This is a genomic window from Rhodococcoides sp. S146-33 (genome assembly GCF_059489205.1).
In genome coordinates, this window is record NZ_JCAJWY010000002.1 from 1,340,774 (window position 1) to 1,354,451 (window position 13,678).

Sequence of the window (13,678 nt, forward strand, 5' to 3'; positions counted from 1 at the left end):
CGAGGGACGAAAGACCATGGAGACCGGCGAGCTCACGATCGTCGGGCGGGTGGTGTCGGCCAGCAATGCCACACTGGTGTGCGAAGCGGGCGAGGGCGATTCTTCTGTCCGATGCGTGTACAAGCCCGTTCGTGGGGAGGTGCCGCTCTGGGACTTCCCCGACGGCACGCTCGCCGGTCGCGAAGTGGCGTCCTTCGAGATATCCGAGGCACTCGGCTGGGGTGTCATACCGCCGACAGTTCTGCGCGACGGGCCGTTCGGGCCCGGAATGGTGCAGAAGTGGATCGACACACCCGAGGCTCACGCCGAAGGACGAGTCGACCTCGTCGACATCTGTCGACCCGATCTGGTTCCTGCAGGGTGGATTCCGGTGCTGCAGGCGTACGACGGCGAGGGCGAAGAGATCGCGCTGATCCACGCCGACGATCCGCGTCTGCAGCGGATGGCAGTACTCGACGTGATCCTCAACAACGCCGACCGAAAAGGCGGACACGCGCTCGAAGGTCTCGACGGATACGTATACGGAGTCGATCACGGCATCTGCTTGCATGCCGAGAACAAATTGCGCACAGTGCTGTGGGGATGGGCCGGCCAGGCAGTCGACGACGCCCTGATGAACGACGTCGTTCGGTTCGTCGAGACCTTCGACGCCGTCACCGCGCCGCGCATCGTCGACAAGATCACCCTGGCCGAAACTGTCGCAGTCCTCGATCGGGCGCAGGAGCTCATCGCACGCCCCGTCATGCCGGAGCCCCGTTCGAGCAGACCCATACCCTGGCCCGCCTTCTGATCGGGCTCGGATAGGCTCGGCTGCATGCATTCTTGGTCCAGCCCGGAGATCCCGACAATCCCAGGACAGGGTCCAGCGCTTCGATTGTTCGACACAGCCGACCGCCAGGTCCGTCCCGTCACCCCGGGTTCGACCGCCCGCATGTACGTCTGCGGCATCACCCCGTACGACGCCACCCATCTGGGACACGCAGCGACGTATCTGACGTTCGACCTGATCAACCGACTGTGGCTCGATTCCGGTGTCGATGTGCACTACGTACAGAACGTCACCGATGTCGACGACCCACTGTTCGAGCGCGCCGATCGAGACGGTGAGGACTGGCGCGACCTGGGGGCGCGCGAGATCGAGCTCTTCCGCGCCGACATGGAAGCACTGCGAGTGATACCTCCGCGCGACTACATCGGTGCCGTCGAGTCCGTCGACGAGGTCGTCGAACTGGTGGAGAAGTTGGTCGCGTCCGGTGCCGCGTACGTCGTCGACGACGCCGAGTACCCCGACGTGTACTTCCGCGCCGATGCCACCGAGCAGTTCGGCTACGAGTCCGGTTACGACCGCCCCACGATGGACAGGTTCTTCGCCGAGCGCGGCGGGGACCCGGATCGGCTGGGAAAGCGAGATCCACTCGATGCGCTGCTGTGGCGCGCGGTGCGTCCCAGCGAACCGTCGTGGCCGTCGCCGTGGGGCCCCGGGCGCCCCGGCTGGCACATCGAGTGCGCCGCGATCGCACTCAATCGCATCTCGACCGGCTTCGATATCCAGGGTGGCGGAAGCGATCTCATCTTCCCGCACCACGAATTCTCGGCGGCCCACGCCGAGGCCGCGACCGGTGACCCTCGCTTCGCCCGTCACTACGTGCACACCGGAATGATCGGCTTGGACGGCGAGAAGATGTCCAAGAGCCGCGGCAACCTCGTATTCGTCTCGAAGCTCCGCGCGGAGGACGTCGATCCGGCCGCTGTGCGTCTCGGTCTGTTGTCCGGTCACTACCGGCAGGACCGGCCATGGTCCGACGAGGTGCTCGAACGCGCCCACACGCGGCTCGCGCTGTGGCGTCGGGCAGCCGCGCTCGAGTCCGCAGCGTCGGCAGAGGACGTCGTGAACCGCCTACGTCAGCACCTCGCCGACGACCTCGACACACCCAAGGCGCTCGACGCTCTCGACGCATGGGCGAGTTTTGCGGTCGAGCGGGGTGGAAGGGATGCGAGCGCACCCGGAGCCTTCGCCGATGCCGTGGACGCTCTGCTCGGAGTGCCGCTTCGCTAGTCGTCGAGTCCTACGCGTAGGTCCGCCAGTAGATCCGGAATCAGTCGTTCTTCCATGACTGCTCGACCCGAATCACGAAGTGCGGCAGTCAGTTCCGGGTCCCACGGACTGTCCGTGGGGTGTCCTTTCAGTGGTTCCGAATTGCGCGCGTCCAGTGCGCGGCGGTAGGAGTCGACGTCCATCCGCCACGGTGACGCGTCGTATCGGTCCATCGCTCGTTTCACCATGTGCAGTCCGGCCCAGTCGAAGTCGGCACGCCATTCGATCGTGGTGCCGGGGGCGCGCGACGCCAGCAGCCGATGCACCGCCGCCGAGGGCTGGCCGTCGGTGCAGATCACGCTCCCGCTGCGAGAGCCGAGAGTACGGGCCGCGGCGGCGAGCACAGCGATGTTCTCGCAGACGAACACCGTCGACGAGGTGTTGGTGAGCGGGCCGCGCGCGAGCATGTCCACGGTGAGGGGAAAGGGTACGCCTTCATCCGCGGCGTCGTTGAGCCAACGAGCCACGGTGTGGTTCTCGACGACGCGGTAACCGAGGACCAGTACCCGACTCGACAGTGCATCGACCGACACCCCGGCCGTTTCCCACAGCGCCCTGATGCCCACCGGATCGACGGGTCGAGGCACGTTCTCCCGCAACGACAATGCGTCGAGGACGAGCTTCGCCGCGCCACCGCCCGCGAGGGCCTTGGTATCACCGGTGGCCAGTTCCGCAAGCTCGGTGAGCGACATCCCGTCCACCGGAAGCAGGGCCAGGACCTGCGTTGCCACCGCCAGTGCATCGACGGAGACGCGGCCGCCGAGGGTACCGTCCTGATTGAGCAGCGAGGCGATCCAGTACTCGATCCAGTCGCGATCGGTACCACCGCCGAGTACCTCCCTGGCTCGATCGAGTGCGTCGGCGCGCACCTGGGCTTTGTCCGAAGCGATGCGCTTCTTGTCCTGTAATGGGGCCTGCTCGGCCAGTGTGTCGATCAATCCGGTGCCGCCGTTCAGCGGATGGCTCAGCCACGCGTCGAACCGCTCGAGGTCGAGCTTGGTGCTCCGCGCCCGAGAATGCAGACTGGAGTTGGACCGAGAGATGGCACTGCACAGACGCCACAGCTCCGGGGCATCGCTGAGATCGACGGTGATGTTGCCGCCGACCCGAAGCCAGTTGGACTCCAACTTCTTTCGTGCAGCATCGAGCAGCGCAGACAATTCCGCGCTGCCCCGCCATTCGCCGCTACCGGTCAAACTGCAGCCCACCTTCGGTTCGGGTCGGCACGCGGCGCGTCAACGGTGATCCGAGTGCGGCCGCGAGGTCGGTGCCGTCGTGCTCGGCGAACAGTTCGCCGTTCTCCCACACCAGAAGCGCTGCGCTCACGGTGTTCTCGGCCGTCGAATGCGCCAGGTCGTAGTGCGCGCAACCGGGAACGTCCGCGTATGTGATCCACAGGTCGTAGCCGGTCATGAACAGGTCGAGGTCGAATTGCACGCTCAAGCCGAGCAATTCGCTGCGGCCGTTGTCGTCGACACCGGCGAACGCCTCGTCGAGGGCAAGCAGACGAGGGGAGTGCGGATCGGCGGACGACAGCATCACATGCGCTGCCGCGAACAGTGGTAAGTGCAGCGACACCGATTGCTCACCACCGGAGAGCGCACTGTGCCGAGCGACGGTCAGGCGATCCTCGCTGCCGTCCCCGCTGACGAGCGTGAACGCGAACACCCGCCAACGGCGATAGTCCAATGTCGCAGAGAGGATTTCGGGGTACGACCGTTCCGGATGTGCCGCACGGGCAATCCTGATCTCCGACGCGAAGTGGGCGCGCATCGCGGCCAGGTCGTCCTGGTTCAACGCCGAGGCGTCGCGATCCAGCAGTTTGGACACCGCCCGCGCCCCGTCGTCGAGGTTGTCCGCGAGCACCCAGTGCACGCCGATCGTGTTGCCCGAGGACATCCGTCGTTGCTTCATCTCGGCGGACATCTGTGCGATCAGCTCGCGTGCGTCGACGGTGCGCTCGTGGATCTGCTGCGCCAGACCGGTCAGCAGGGCATCCTCGAGAATGCGCCGCTCCTGCTCGGTCAGCAGCAGTTCCTGGTCGGCCCTGGCCGCACCGATTCGGTCGGCGAAGTCTCCGACCGACGAATAGCCCTGCTCGTCCTGCACGCGTACCACCGTCAAACCGTCCGGCGCATCCCACTGCAAACGGTAGTCCTGACCCGATGCCGCCAGTTGCGAGTCGAACTCCTGCAGCGCACTCGTCAGCGCCGTGCGGGTCGACTTTCGGCTCGAGTCACTCACTTTCACCGATGCCGTCGCCTCGTCGAGTGCCGAATGCAGGGCGTGCACGACCGGTGGTAGTACCGGAACCTCGTCGTCCGGGCCGTCGGCCTGCTGAACTCGATACAGAATCTGTTCGACAGTCAGCCACGCCGAGTCACTGGCAGGCCAGGCGTGCGTCTGGTGGACGCCGAGGATGGCCAGCAGGTCCTTACGGGCGTACGGCGCCAGCCGGACTGCATCGCTCAGAGTTTCGGTGACGGCGGCGCGCAGGCTTTCGAGCGCCGTGTTGCAGGCTCCCTCGGCTTTGCCGATCGCTTCGCCGGCTTCCTTGTCCGCTTTTCGGGCCGCTCGCTGCTCGGCGCGGCACTTCTCGATGCGATCGCGTGCGTTCTCGAGATCGATGTCGATCTGTTCGGCCGTGGCACCGAGCTTCTCGCTCAACAACTCCAGGCGTTGCAACTGTTGGCGATAGTTCTCGTCGGCTATCGCAGCTTCCTCGGCGAGCTCCTCGGCCAGACCGGTTGCTTCTTCGAGCCGGTTGGTTGCTTCGCGGGCTCTCTCGCTCTCGCGCGCGTGGTCGCTGCGCTTGCGGATGACCGCCGCGCCCTGGTGCTCGAAGTGGCGAATCGCGGCGGCAAGGGCATCGACGTCACGGCCGATGTGCGGGGTGCGATGAGCGACGGCGACGGTGCGCAGTTGCTTCTCCTTCGCGGACAGGTCCGCGATCGCCTGATCGAATTCGCGGTCGGCGGCTACCGAACCATCCTTGGAGGTGCGCAGCGCTCCTGCGGCGGCCGTGACGGCGCGTTGAGCCTTCACGATGGACGAGACACGGGGGAGTTGTTTGGCGGCGGCACCCAGAGCCTGCACCAGCTCGCGGGCTGCCAGCTCGTCGGCCGTCGCGGTCTCGAGCGCGGCCGTTGCACTATCGATCGCGCCGCCGAGTTCGGTGATGCGTTGTTCCCGCCGGCGAGCCCGAGCCGTTGCACCGATGTACTCGGCATCCGGTTTCGTGTGGCGACCCTGCTGCACTCCCTGCCAGTACCGACCGTCGACGCCTATCGAGATCGAACTGCCCGAGTGATCGGACCGATTCTGCTGCAACGCAATCGAATTCAGGACATCGAGGATTCGCGATTCCAGGACGGCGGTTCCGGGCTCGGGTTCCAGAACCGACGCCAACGTTGCCCCGGACGGCCTCGCGGCCGCCGGTAGTGCCGAAAGAAACTGCTCCGAGTCGGCGTCGACGGGGAAGTCCGCGGTCGGGTGAATCCAACCGTCGAGCAGATTGGCGGCCTGCAATGCGGATTCGATGCCCGCCGCGTCGGCGGGGGACACCACGTCGGCAAATCGAACCAGTTGCCACAGCGGTGCGCCCGAGAGATCTGCACGGCTGTCGGTCCGCGCAGCGAACGGCGGCGGGGCGTCGTCGTGTTCGGCTCGTACCAGGGACAGTTCGTCGCGCAGCGCGTTCAGTTCGGCCGAGCGCGTGGCCACGTCGACGCGTGCCTGTGCCTGCCGGGCACGAATCGCGTCGATACCGTCTGCGGTCTGCTCGGCGAGCACCGATTCCAGGCTCGGGGCGTCGTCGTCGCCGATGCCTGCCAAGGCTGCGTCGAGGGCATCGAACGCAGCGGAAGTGATACCCGCGGAGGCGTACAGCGACGAAGTGTTCGACCACCAGGTTCGCATGCCCGAGGCGAACTGCGCCTTCTCCAGATCCACGGTCGCCTCGGCCTCGGTGACCGCCGCCGCCGCTGCCTCGAGCTGATCACGCGCCTTCGTCGCAGCCTTCTCCGCGCGAGCACGTTCCGTCGACGCCTTCTCGACGGTTGCCAGTGCCTCACGAACCGCGCGTACGTCACCGTCCCGCTCCTCGGCGTGCCCGCGAAGAGCGGTACTGATCTGATCACTGCGAGCCGTGCCTGGCAGCGGTGTCCACACGATGCCCGCATCCTCGGCTGCAGTCTGCAGCTCTTCCTCCGCGCGCGTCACGCCGGCAACGGAGTCACGGAGTGCGGAGTCCGCCCGAGCGGCCTCGACGGTGCGCTGTTCCAGTTCTGCTTGCGCTTTCCGTGCCCGGTCGGCCTGCTGTGCCGTCGACACTTCGAGCTTGGCAGCAGATTCGGCGAGGTCGTCCAGTTGCTGCTTGCCCTCGTACGCGCTCGAGCGCTGGAGAGTCTCGCGGTCTGCGACGGCCTGATCCAATGCGCGTTCGGCCTCGTCGAACCGGGTTTCTGCCGCCGCTCGTTCCAGCAGCCGCCGATCCTTCAGCGCGGCCGCGGCAAAGTGGGCGGTGGTTGCATGGGTCACTGCCTCGAGCCGACGTGAGACCTGCTCCACATCCGAGCGGGTTTGCACCCGAAGGTATTTGGAGTAGACCGAGACGAAGTTCTTGGCGGCGTGATCGGCCTGCGCCAGTCCTTCGAGTGCGCGGCCCACTTCTTCCATGTCGCTGAACGAGCGCGCTGCCTCGAGCACGAGCTGCTCGTCGAGCGGACGCAGACCGTCGGTCAGCGCCTGCGAGAGACCCTTGGGGTCGAGGTTCTTGGCCAACTGCGGACGGCGAAGTGTCAGAATCAGATTGATCAACTGGTCGTACCGTTGGGCGCCGAGCCCGAACATTCGGGCATCGATCGCGGCGCGATAATCGACCGGACGATCGGTCAGTGCATCGCTGCCGAGTTGTTCGGCCAGCTGCTTCTTCGTCAGCGGCCGGTCGTCGGAGCCCAACAACGAGAAATCGACGCCCACCCGGCCGTCGGCCACGAAGTACCAGCGGGTCACCTTGTCGTTGTGACGGCTCGCCCGCATGCCGATGCCGACCGTCACCGATTCGGGGTCCTCGCGGGAGCCGCGGCCGAATTCCATCCAGACGTACGAGTGTGCGCTCTCCTGCCCTCGGTAGAGCAGGTTGGACTTCATGGTTCGCTCTTCACCGGCGAACGGATTGAGGCGACGTGGTTCGATCCGGCCATCCAACACGAAAGGGAAGAGCACTTCGAGGGCTTTGGTCTTGCCGGATCCGTTGGGCCCACGCAGCACCAGGCGACCGTCGGCGAAGGAGAACTCCTGATCGCGGTAGTCCCACAGGTTGACGATCCCTGCTCGTGTCGGCCGAAAACGTGTCGAGTGTGCGGTCATCTGCTCAAGCCTCTACTTCGGATGGATCGGTGCTGGGGGCTTGCTCGTTGCCGAACAGTGAGTCCTGCGGGGTCCGATCACGCACGCTGACCATCACGTCTCGGTAGCGCGCGATTACCGGCAGCACCAGCGCGCCGCCGGACACGCAGTGCACCAGGCGAAGTCGATGCAGTAGTGCCAGTGCACGCAGTCGTAGGCCGTCCCGGTCGCTCTGCCATTGCGCGGCAAACGTCCGCCCGAATCGTTCGACGAGATCGTCGACGACCGTGGTCAGCCAACTGTCCTCGATCAGCGGATACAGCTTCTTCTGTTCCGCATCGACGAATGTCGTTGCATCGGAACCGAATCCGAATTCGGCGAGATCACCGAAGATCCCGCCGTCGGGAATGGCGCTGTCCAACTGTTCGATCAAGGCGTCAGCGTCGGGAAGGGGGTAGGTCGCCAGCGCGGGTGCATCCGGATCGATCACCCGGTCCGAGATCTCGCCCGCGATCAGCAACGCGACCTGGGCAATGGTTCCGGTGCTGGGGAATCGATAGTCCGAGAGTCGTCCGGAAGTGTCGATGAGGGCCACTCCCTCGGAACGGCGCTCGGCGATCAGGCCGGTGAGCAACTCGACGTCGGCGACCGTACGGGACGTGGCCAGCGCGGCGCGACCGTCACGATCGAGGTCGTCCAGGTAGACGACCGGTTGTTCGACGAGTGCTCGTCGTACGGCACGCACCGTCTCTTTCGGGTCCGCTTCGCGCCCGGACTCGGTGTGGATCCCGAGCTCGGAGTCCTCGGGATCCGAGGGGGCATCGGCACCGGCCAGCAATCCACGGATCGATCGCAGATGCTGGACGGCGCGAGGCGGCCGGAACAGAGCGACGACGACGGGTCGGTCGATGTCGTACAGGGCCTCGCCTGCGGACGGATTGTTCGCCCAACCGGTTGCATCGCCGTCGGCCAATGCGATCGCACCGCGGGTCGCAAGCCAGCCGATCGCGTCGACGAAGGCGTCTCGGTCGCTTGCTCGGTCGGTCGTGAGCTCTACTCCGTCGACTTGACTTGCTTCTGCCGCAACATGATCGGCAAGCTCCGACAGCGTGATCTGGTTGCCCGCCCGGCCGAGTGCCGCCAGTGCCAGCGCCAGATACGCGTATCGACGCCGGTCGAAAATTCGGTCGGTGGCTGTTCGGGCGGGTTGGCTGTCGTCGAGTCGATCGATCACCGGGTACAGGCGCGCCGTGGTCTCGGTGACCTCGAGACGATATCCGAACAGTTCGAGCAGGTCCTCGCGCAAGTCGGTGGCCCACCGGCGCAACAGAGGCAGTGCGATCCTATCGGGATACGTGCTGGTCACCAGGTGATTCGACAGCGCGACCCGGGCGGCCCGCTGGTAGGAATCCAGTGCAAGGGTGGAGATTTCGCGAGCTCTCATCGGCGAGCGACCTCACTGACATCGAGGGACAACCGGTCCAGATGCAGTCGGCCACGGCTGGTCCGCACGATCGTCGAACGGTCACTGTCGCTGAGCGTCAAGCGCACGCCGCTGTCCGATCCCGACGAGTCGGAAGTGCGTCCGCTCACGCGTACCCGCGCCGTGAGAGCTGCGTTCAGCAGGCTCAGCAGCACCTCGGTTTCCTGCTCGTTCAGAACCCGGTCGTGGATTCCGGCCGAAGCAAGCGACTGTGCTGCGGCACTGCGTGATCGCTGCGACTCGAGTTGCTGCTCCCGAAGCCGTCTGATGCCGCCGTCGTTGCGCTGCACCCGTCCCGGAACGCCGGGGGTCGGGGTGCGTCCGGTCTCGGCCAGCGTGCGCGAGATCTCGACCGGTGGAGCCTCCCACCACGATCGGGACGTGGAGATGATGTCGGCATCGGGATGCACCATCGACAGGTGCCGAGGCCTGCCGAGACCGAACACGGCATGGAACAGAGCATGTGCGCTGTCCTCGGTCGGCGTGGCAGCGAACCACCCGGCCAGGTGCCGCAGTTGGCTCTCGCGGCTCACGCCGCCCCTGCGGGTCTCGGTGACGCGGCGTAGCAGCGACAGCACGGCGGCAATGGCGCTCATAGTGCCCTCGCGGAGTCGCTCGGACTCGCTGAGTTCGGACTCCGCCGCGACGAACCAGTGCGAGAGGCCGGCCCAGCGGTCGGTCCAGTCGGCTCGACGTTCGTCGACGGTGAGAAATACTCGTTCGTCGCTGATCGCGGCTCGCTCGACGAGCTCCTCGATGCCGGTGCTCTCGACGAGCGCGATCGCCTCGGCCAGCTTCGGGGCGTAGCGGGTGAGATCGGAGCTGAACTCGCGCATGTGCGTCAGTAACGCGTCCTTGTGGACCAGAAACGATTCGGGAGTGATCTCGGTGGTGCGCACCAGATCGCCCAGCACCAAGTAGAAATGTGCGGCGCGGGTCGCCATCTCCGACAGCGTCGAATCGAGTCGACTGAGTTTGCGATAGATGCGATCGCCGTCGGCCTGCCGGTTCGCCTCGGCCAATTCGTGCATGTCGGCCAGCAGCTCCGGCAACACCAACCGCGACAGCGAGGCGTCGTCCAGGCGGGCACCGAGCACGTCCTCGACCGCGCGGTACGCCTTGTAGCCGGCCTGGCCGAACTGGTAAACGAAGTGACGGTTGCGGTATTCGGCGAGGGTCGCCGCGCGGGTGCCGTCGTAGCTGCGTTCGAGCAGGCCCCATGCGTGGAGCTGATCGAGAAGGGGCGCGATGTCGAGGGTGGTCAGTGCGGCGTGCCGACCGGGGCTGCGTGCGATGAGGTCGGCCACATCTCCGGAGTGCAGCAGGACGACGTAATTGGCTCGTGCGGTGTCGAAGGCCCGCAGGACTGCCAGATACTCGGATCGCTTCTCGGCAACGGCGAACGAGAACAGACCGAGACGGTCCTCCTCCACGAACGCGTTCACGGCACCCAGCCGTGCGTCCTCACCTGAATCGCTCACTGGAACAGGGTAGGGGGTCAGGGCCTCGGTCGTTCAACCGTGCCGGTCAGAGCTCGACGGTCACTTTCCCGTCCACCACTGCGGCGGGGTAGGTGCGCACGGCGTCGATACCGCTGGGGCAGGAGCCGTCGTCGAGCGAGAACGTGTACTGGTGGAGTGGGCAGACGACTACAGACCCGTCGATCTGACCGTCTGCGAGTGGCCCGCCCTTGTGCGGGCAGACGGCGTCCATCGCCCGCACCGAGCCGTCGCTGAGCAGGAAGACAGCCACCTGCTTGCCGTCCACCACGTAGGCCCTGCCCTCACCGGGTGTCAGGTCCTCGACCGCACCCACCGGCACGCTCATCGGACCGGTACCTGTGGCAGCGGAAGCAGGGGCAGCGACGGGGTGAACTGCGCGGGTGATTTGGGTGCTGCGCGGTCCTGCCACGGGTCGACGTAGCCGTCCACCGATGCCTGCATTCGTTCGTCGAGTCCGGCCACGATGCCGTCACGGTCATCGATCAGCACGCTCTGTAGTTCTTCCAGGCCGAGACGCGGAACCCACGCGTACGTTCGCTCGAGCCATTGGGCGTTCTCGCGGTAGTGCTGAATGAACCTGCCTGCCACGGTCAGAACCTCCTCGGCCCCCGTCACGGTCGCCAGTAAATCGCCCTTGCGGATGTGTGCACCTGCCGCGCCTCCGACGTAGATCTCCCACTTGTCCTCGCCCACCGAGACGACGCCGAAGTCCTTGCACAGTGCCTCCGAACAGTTGCGCGGACAGCCGGCGACCGCGAGCTTGAGCTTGGCAGGCGTCTCCAATCCCTGGAAGCGCTCTTCGAGAGCGATGCCCAACGCGGTCGAGTCGCCCAGACCGAAGCGGCAGAAGTCGCTGCCCACGCAGGTCTTCACCGTGCGCATGCTCTTGCCGTACGCAAATCCCGAGGGCATGTCCAGATCGCCCCACACCTTCGGCAGGTCTTCCTTCTTGATGCCGAGCAGGTCGATGCGTTGTCCGCCGGTCACCTTGACCAGCGGAACGCTGTATTTGTCTGCGACGTCGGCGATCTTGCGCAGCTGATCCGGCGTGGTGACGCCACCCTTCATCTGCGGCACCACCGAGAACGTGCCGTCCCTCTGAATGTTGGCGTGCACACGATCGTTGATGAACAGCGCGCCGCGCTCGTCCACCCAATCCGGACCCCACACGGTGCGCAGCAGTGACGCCAACGGCATCTTGGCGGCGGCGTCCTCGAGGCCGCCGGTCGCGAGCGCGGTGAACACCTGCGACACCGCCCGCAGATCCTGGGCTCGGACGGCATCGATCAGTTCCGGCTTCGTCATCGGGATACACGGCACATACCAGTCTGCGGTGGGGTCTGCTTCGACGGCACCGCCCGCTGCGCACGCGATGATGTCTTTCACCAGCCCCTTGCACGAGCCGCACCCCTTGCCTGCGCGGGTCTTCGCGGTCACGTCGCTCAGATTCTTGGCACCCGCGTGCACGCAGGCCACGATGGCACCCTTCGTGACGCCGTTGCAGTTGCACACCTGGACGTCGTCGGCCAATTCGGCGGCTCCTGTTGCCGCAGAGGGAGTTCCCATGTCGAAGAGCATGCTGATGCGCTCGTCGGGCAATGGTACTTTCTCGTCGAACGCCTGAGTCAGGAAATTGGCCTTGGAGATGTCGCCCAGCAGAGTGGCACCGACCAATTTGTTGTTGCGGACGATCACCGATTTGTACGTGCCACTGCGCGGCTCGTAGAACTGGACGAACTCGTCGTCGTCGCGCTCGGGGGCGGTGATCCCCATCGAGGCGACGTCGACACCGGCCACCTTGAGCTTGGTCGTCAGTCGCGAACCATGATACGCCGCAGCGGGATTCGCACCCGTGAGCACGTCGGCCAATACGACGGCCTGCTCCCACAGTGGAGCAACGAGGCCGTAGACCTCGCCGCGATGTTGGCAGCATTCACCGACGGCGTATATGGAACCCTCGTCCTCGCAACGCAATTGGTCGTCGACGACGATTCCTCGTTCGATCACCAAGCCGCCCGCACGGGCGAAGTCGACACTGGGGCGGATACCGGCGGTGACGACGACCATGTCCGCAGCCAGCGAGGTGCCGTCGTTGAACCCGACACCGGTGACGACACCGTCCTCGGAACGCAACACCGAGGTGGTTCTCTTCGAGGTGTGCACGCCGACACCGAGCGACTCGATCTTGTTGCGCAGCACTCGTCCACCGCGTTCGTCGAGCTGTTGGTTCATCAAGTGTCCGGGGGAGTGCACCACGTTCACGTCGAGCCCCTGGGTCCGCAGACCGTACGCGGCTTCGAGTCCGAGCAGTCCGCCGCCGATGACGACAGCGCAGACGTCGTCGCGAGACTCTGCCATCTGCAGCATGCCATTGGTGTCTGCGATGGTCCGGAAGCCGAACACGCCGCGTGCCAGTCTGCCGTCGGATTCGCGGAGACCGTCCATGTTCGGGAAGAACGTGTTGCTTCCTGTGGCGATGATCAGTACGTCGTAGTCGACGGACCGACCGCTCTCGCACACAACGGTCTTGGAGAATCGATCCAACGACACGGCACGATCGCCCACGTGCAGTGTCACGCCGTTGTCGCTGTACCAACTCATGGGATTGAGAATCAGATCCTCGTCATCGACGGTGGTCTCACCGGACAGCACGTGCGAGAGCATGATTCGGTTGTAGTTGCCGTACGGCTCGTCGCCGATCATCGTGATCTCGAACAACGAGCTGCCGTCACGCTCGAGGATCTGCTCGACCGTTCTGGCACCGGCCATTCCGTTGCCGATCACCAACAGCCGCTGCTTGCCTGCAGTCATCAGACGAGCACCAGACCGAAATCGACGACGACCTCTCCGGTGGTTCCGGCCGGAGCAGCGACGACCAACTCGAAAACGGTGTCCGGATCGACGTCCTCGACCACACGGAGTGGGATGTTGACCCCGCTCTTGGCTCCCATCGGGAAGATGCGCATCGGGCTACCGTCGCGCAGCAGAGTCACGACCACGAGTTCGTCGCTGGAGTTTCCACCCCGGAAGTACAGCGGTTGGGCCGTCACACCCTCGGGCACGACGAAACTCAGGCTGGGATCGATCAATTCGGGCTTGTCCAGGCCGTGGCCGGAGAAGGAGAAGACGCCTTGCAGAAATCGCGGTGTGCTGGCCATACCCACGAGGTTCCGGTGTCGCGGTGACGCCACCGCTGCGGTGACGTTACGTCGGCATCAGAAAGACCTCACCGGGCCCCGGTCGATCGTG

Annotated in this window: 9 protein-coding genes; 2 read left to right on the top strand and 7 right to left on the bottom strand. The window is 65.5% G+C overall.

Translation table 11 applies throughout. The features are described 5' to 3' along the window. The first annotated feature begins 16 nt into the window (after positions 1-16). Both AC5WEY_RS14830 and mshC read left to right on the top strand, forming a co-directional pair. On the top strand, positions 17-790 hold the full coding sequence (locus AC5WEY_RS14830) for an SCO1664 family protein (protein WP_200936639.1): 774 nt from the start codon (positions 17-19) through the stop codon (positions 788-790). Positions 791-814: 24 nt separating this feature from the next. Continuing rightward, positions 815-2,056, top strand: a complete 1,242-nt coding sequence (gene mshC / locus AC5WEY_RS14835; RefSeq protein WP_495646390.1) for a cysteine--1-D-myo-inosityl 2-amino-2-deoxy-alpha-D-glucopyranoside ligase — start codon at positions 815-817, stop codon at positions 2,054-2,056. Here the strand turns inward: mshC and AC5WEY_RS14840 are convergent. The 7 genes from AC5WEY_RS14840 to AC5WEY_RS14870 all read right to left on the bottom strand — a co-directional run bounded on the left by AC5WEY_RS14840 (position 2,053) and on the right by AC5WEY_RS14870 (position 13,587). Further along, positions 2,053-3,291 carry a DUF2399 domain-containing protein gene (locus AC5WEY_RS14840; RefSeq protein ID WP_495646391.1) on the bottom strand — a complete coding sequence of 413 codons (1,239 nt, stop codon included), beginning with the start codon at positions 3,289-3,291 and terminating at the stop codon, positions 2,053-2,055. The two genes, mshC and AC5WEY_RS14840, sit on opposite strands and share 4 nt — an antisense overlap. Continuing rightward, positions 3,281-7,465, bottom strand: coding sequence for a TIGR02680 family protein (locus AC5WEY_RS14845; protein ID WP_495646392.1), 4,185 nt, complete (start codon positions 7,463-7,465; stop codon positions 3,281-3,283). The genes AC5WEY_RS14840 and AC5WEY_RS14845 overlap by 11 nt, the downstream gene beginning before the upstream one ends. Before the next feature lie 4 nt (positions 7,466-7,469). Then, positions 7,470-8,888, bottom strand: a complete 1,419-nt coding sequence (locus tag AC5WEY_RS14850) for a DUF2398 family protein (protein ID WP_495646393.1) — start codon at positions 8,886-8,888, stop codon at positions 7,470-7,472. After that, the gene (locus AC5WEY_RS14855) at positions 8,885-10,381 is read right to left on the bottom strand and encodes a TIGR02677 family protein (protein ID WP_495646586.1); all 1,497 of its coding nucleotides are present in this window, start codon (positions 10,379-10,381) and stop codon (positions 8,885-8,887) included. Before AC5WEY_RS14855 ends, AC5WEY_RS14850 begins: the two co-directional genes overlap by 4 nt. Positions 10,382-10,454: 73 nt before the next feature. Beyond that, complete coding sequence (locus tag AC5WEY_RS14860; RefSeq protein WP_495646394.1) at positions 10,455-10,754, bottom strand: Rieske (2Fe-2S) protein; 300 nt, start codon at positions 10,752-10,754, stop codon at positions 10,455-10,457. Next, complete coding sequence (gene nirB / locus AC5WEY_RS14865) at positions 10,751-13,240, bottom strand: nitrite reductase large subunit NirB (RefSeq protein ID WP_495646395.1); 2,490 nt, start codon at positions 13,238-13,240, stop codon at positions 10,751-10,753. The genes AC5WEY_RS14860 and nirB overlap by 4 nt, the downstream gene beginning before the upstream one ends. Beyond that, on the bottom strand, positions 13,240-13,587 hold the full coding sequence (locus AC5WEY_RS14870; RefSeq protein WP_495646396.1) for a molybdopterin oxidoreductase: 348 nt from the start codon (positions 13,585-13,587) through the stop codon (positions 13,240-13,242). Before AC5WEY_RS14870 ends, nirB begins: the two co-directional genes overlap by 1 nt. Between the last annotated feature and the right edge of the window lie 91 nt (positions 13,588-13,678).

Excerpts from the sequence above, each read along its gene's own strand:
- AC5WEY_RS14830 (WP_200936639.1), top strand. The coding sequence starts at position 17 with ATGGAGACCGGCGAGCTCACGATCGTCGGGCGGGTGGTGTCGGCCAGC.
- mshC (WP_495646390.1), top strand. The coding sequence starts at position 815 with ATGCATTCTTGGTCCAGCCCGGAGATCCCGACAATCCCAGGACAGGGT.
- AC5WEY_RS14845 (WP_495646392.1), bottom strand. The coding sequence starts at position 7,465 with ATGACCGCACACTCGACACGTTTTCGGCCGACACGAGCAGGGATCGTC.
- AC5WEY_RS14850 (WP_495646393.1), bottom strand. The coding sequence starts at position 8,888 with ATGAGAGCTCGCGAAATCTCCACCCTTGCACTGGATTCCTACCAGCGG.
- AC5WEY_RS14860 (WP_495646394.1), bottom strand. The coding sequence starts at position 10,754 with ATGAGCGTGCCGGTGGGTGCGGTCGAGGACCTGACACCCGGTGAGGGC.
- nirB (WP_495646395.1), bottom strand. The coding sequence starts at position 13,240 with ATGACTGCAGGCAAGCAGCGGCTGTTGGTGATCGGCAACGGAATGGCC.
- AC5WEY_RS14870 (WP_495646396.1), bottom strand. The coding sequence starts at position 13,587 with ATGGCCAGCACACCGCGATTTCTGCAAGGCGTCTTCTCCTTCTCCGGC.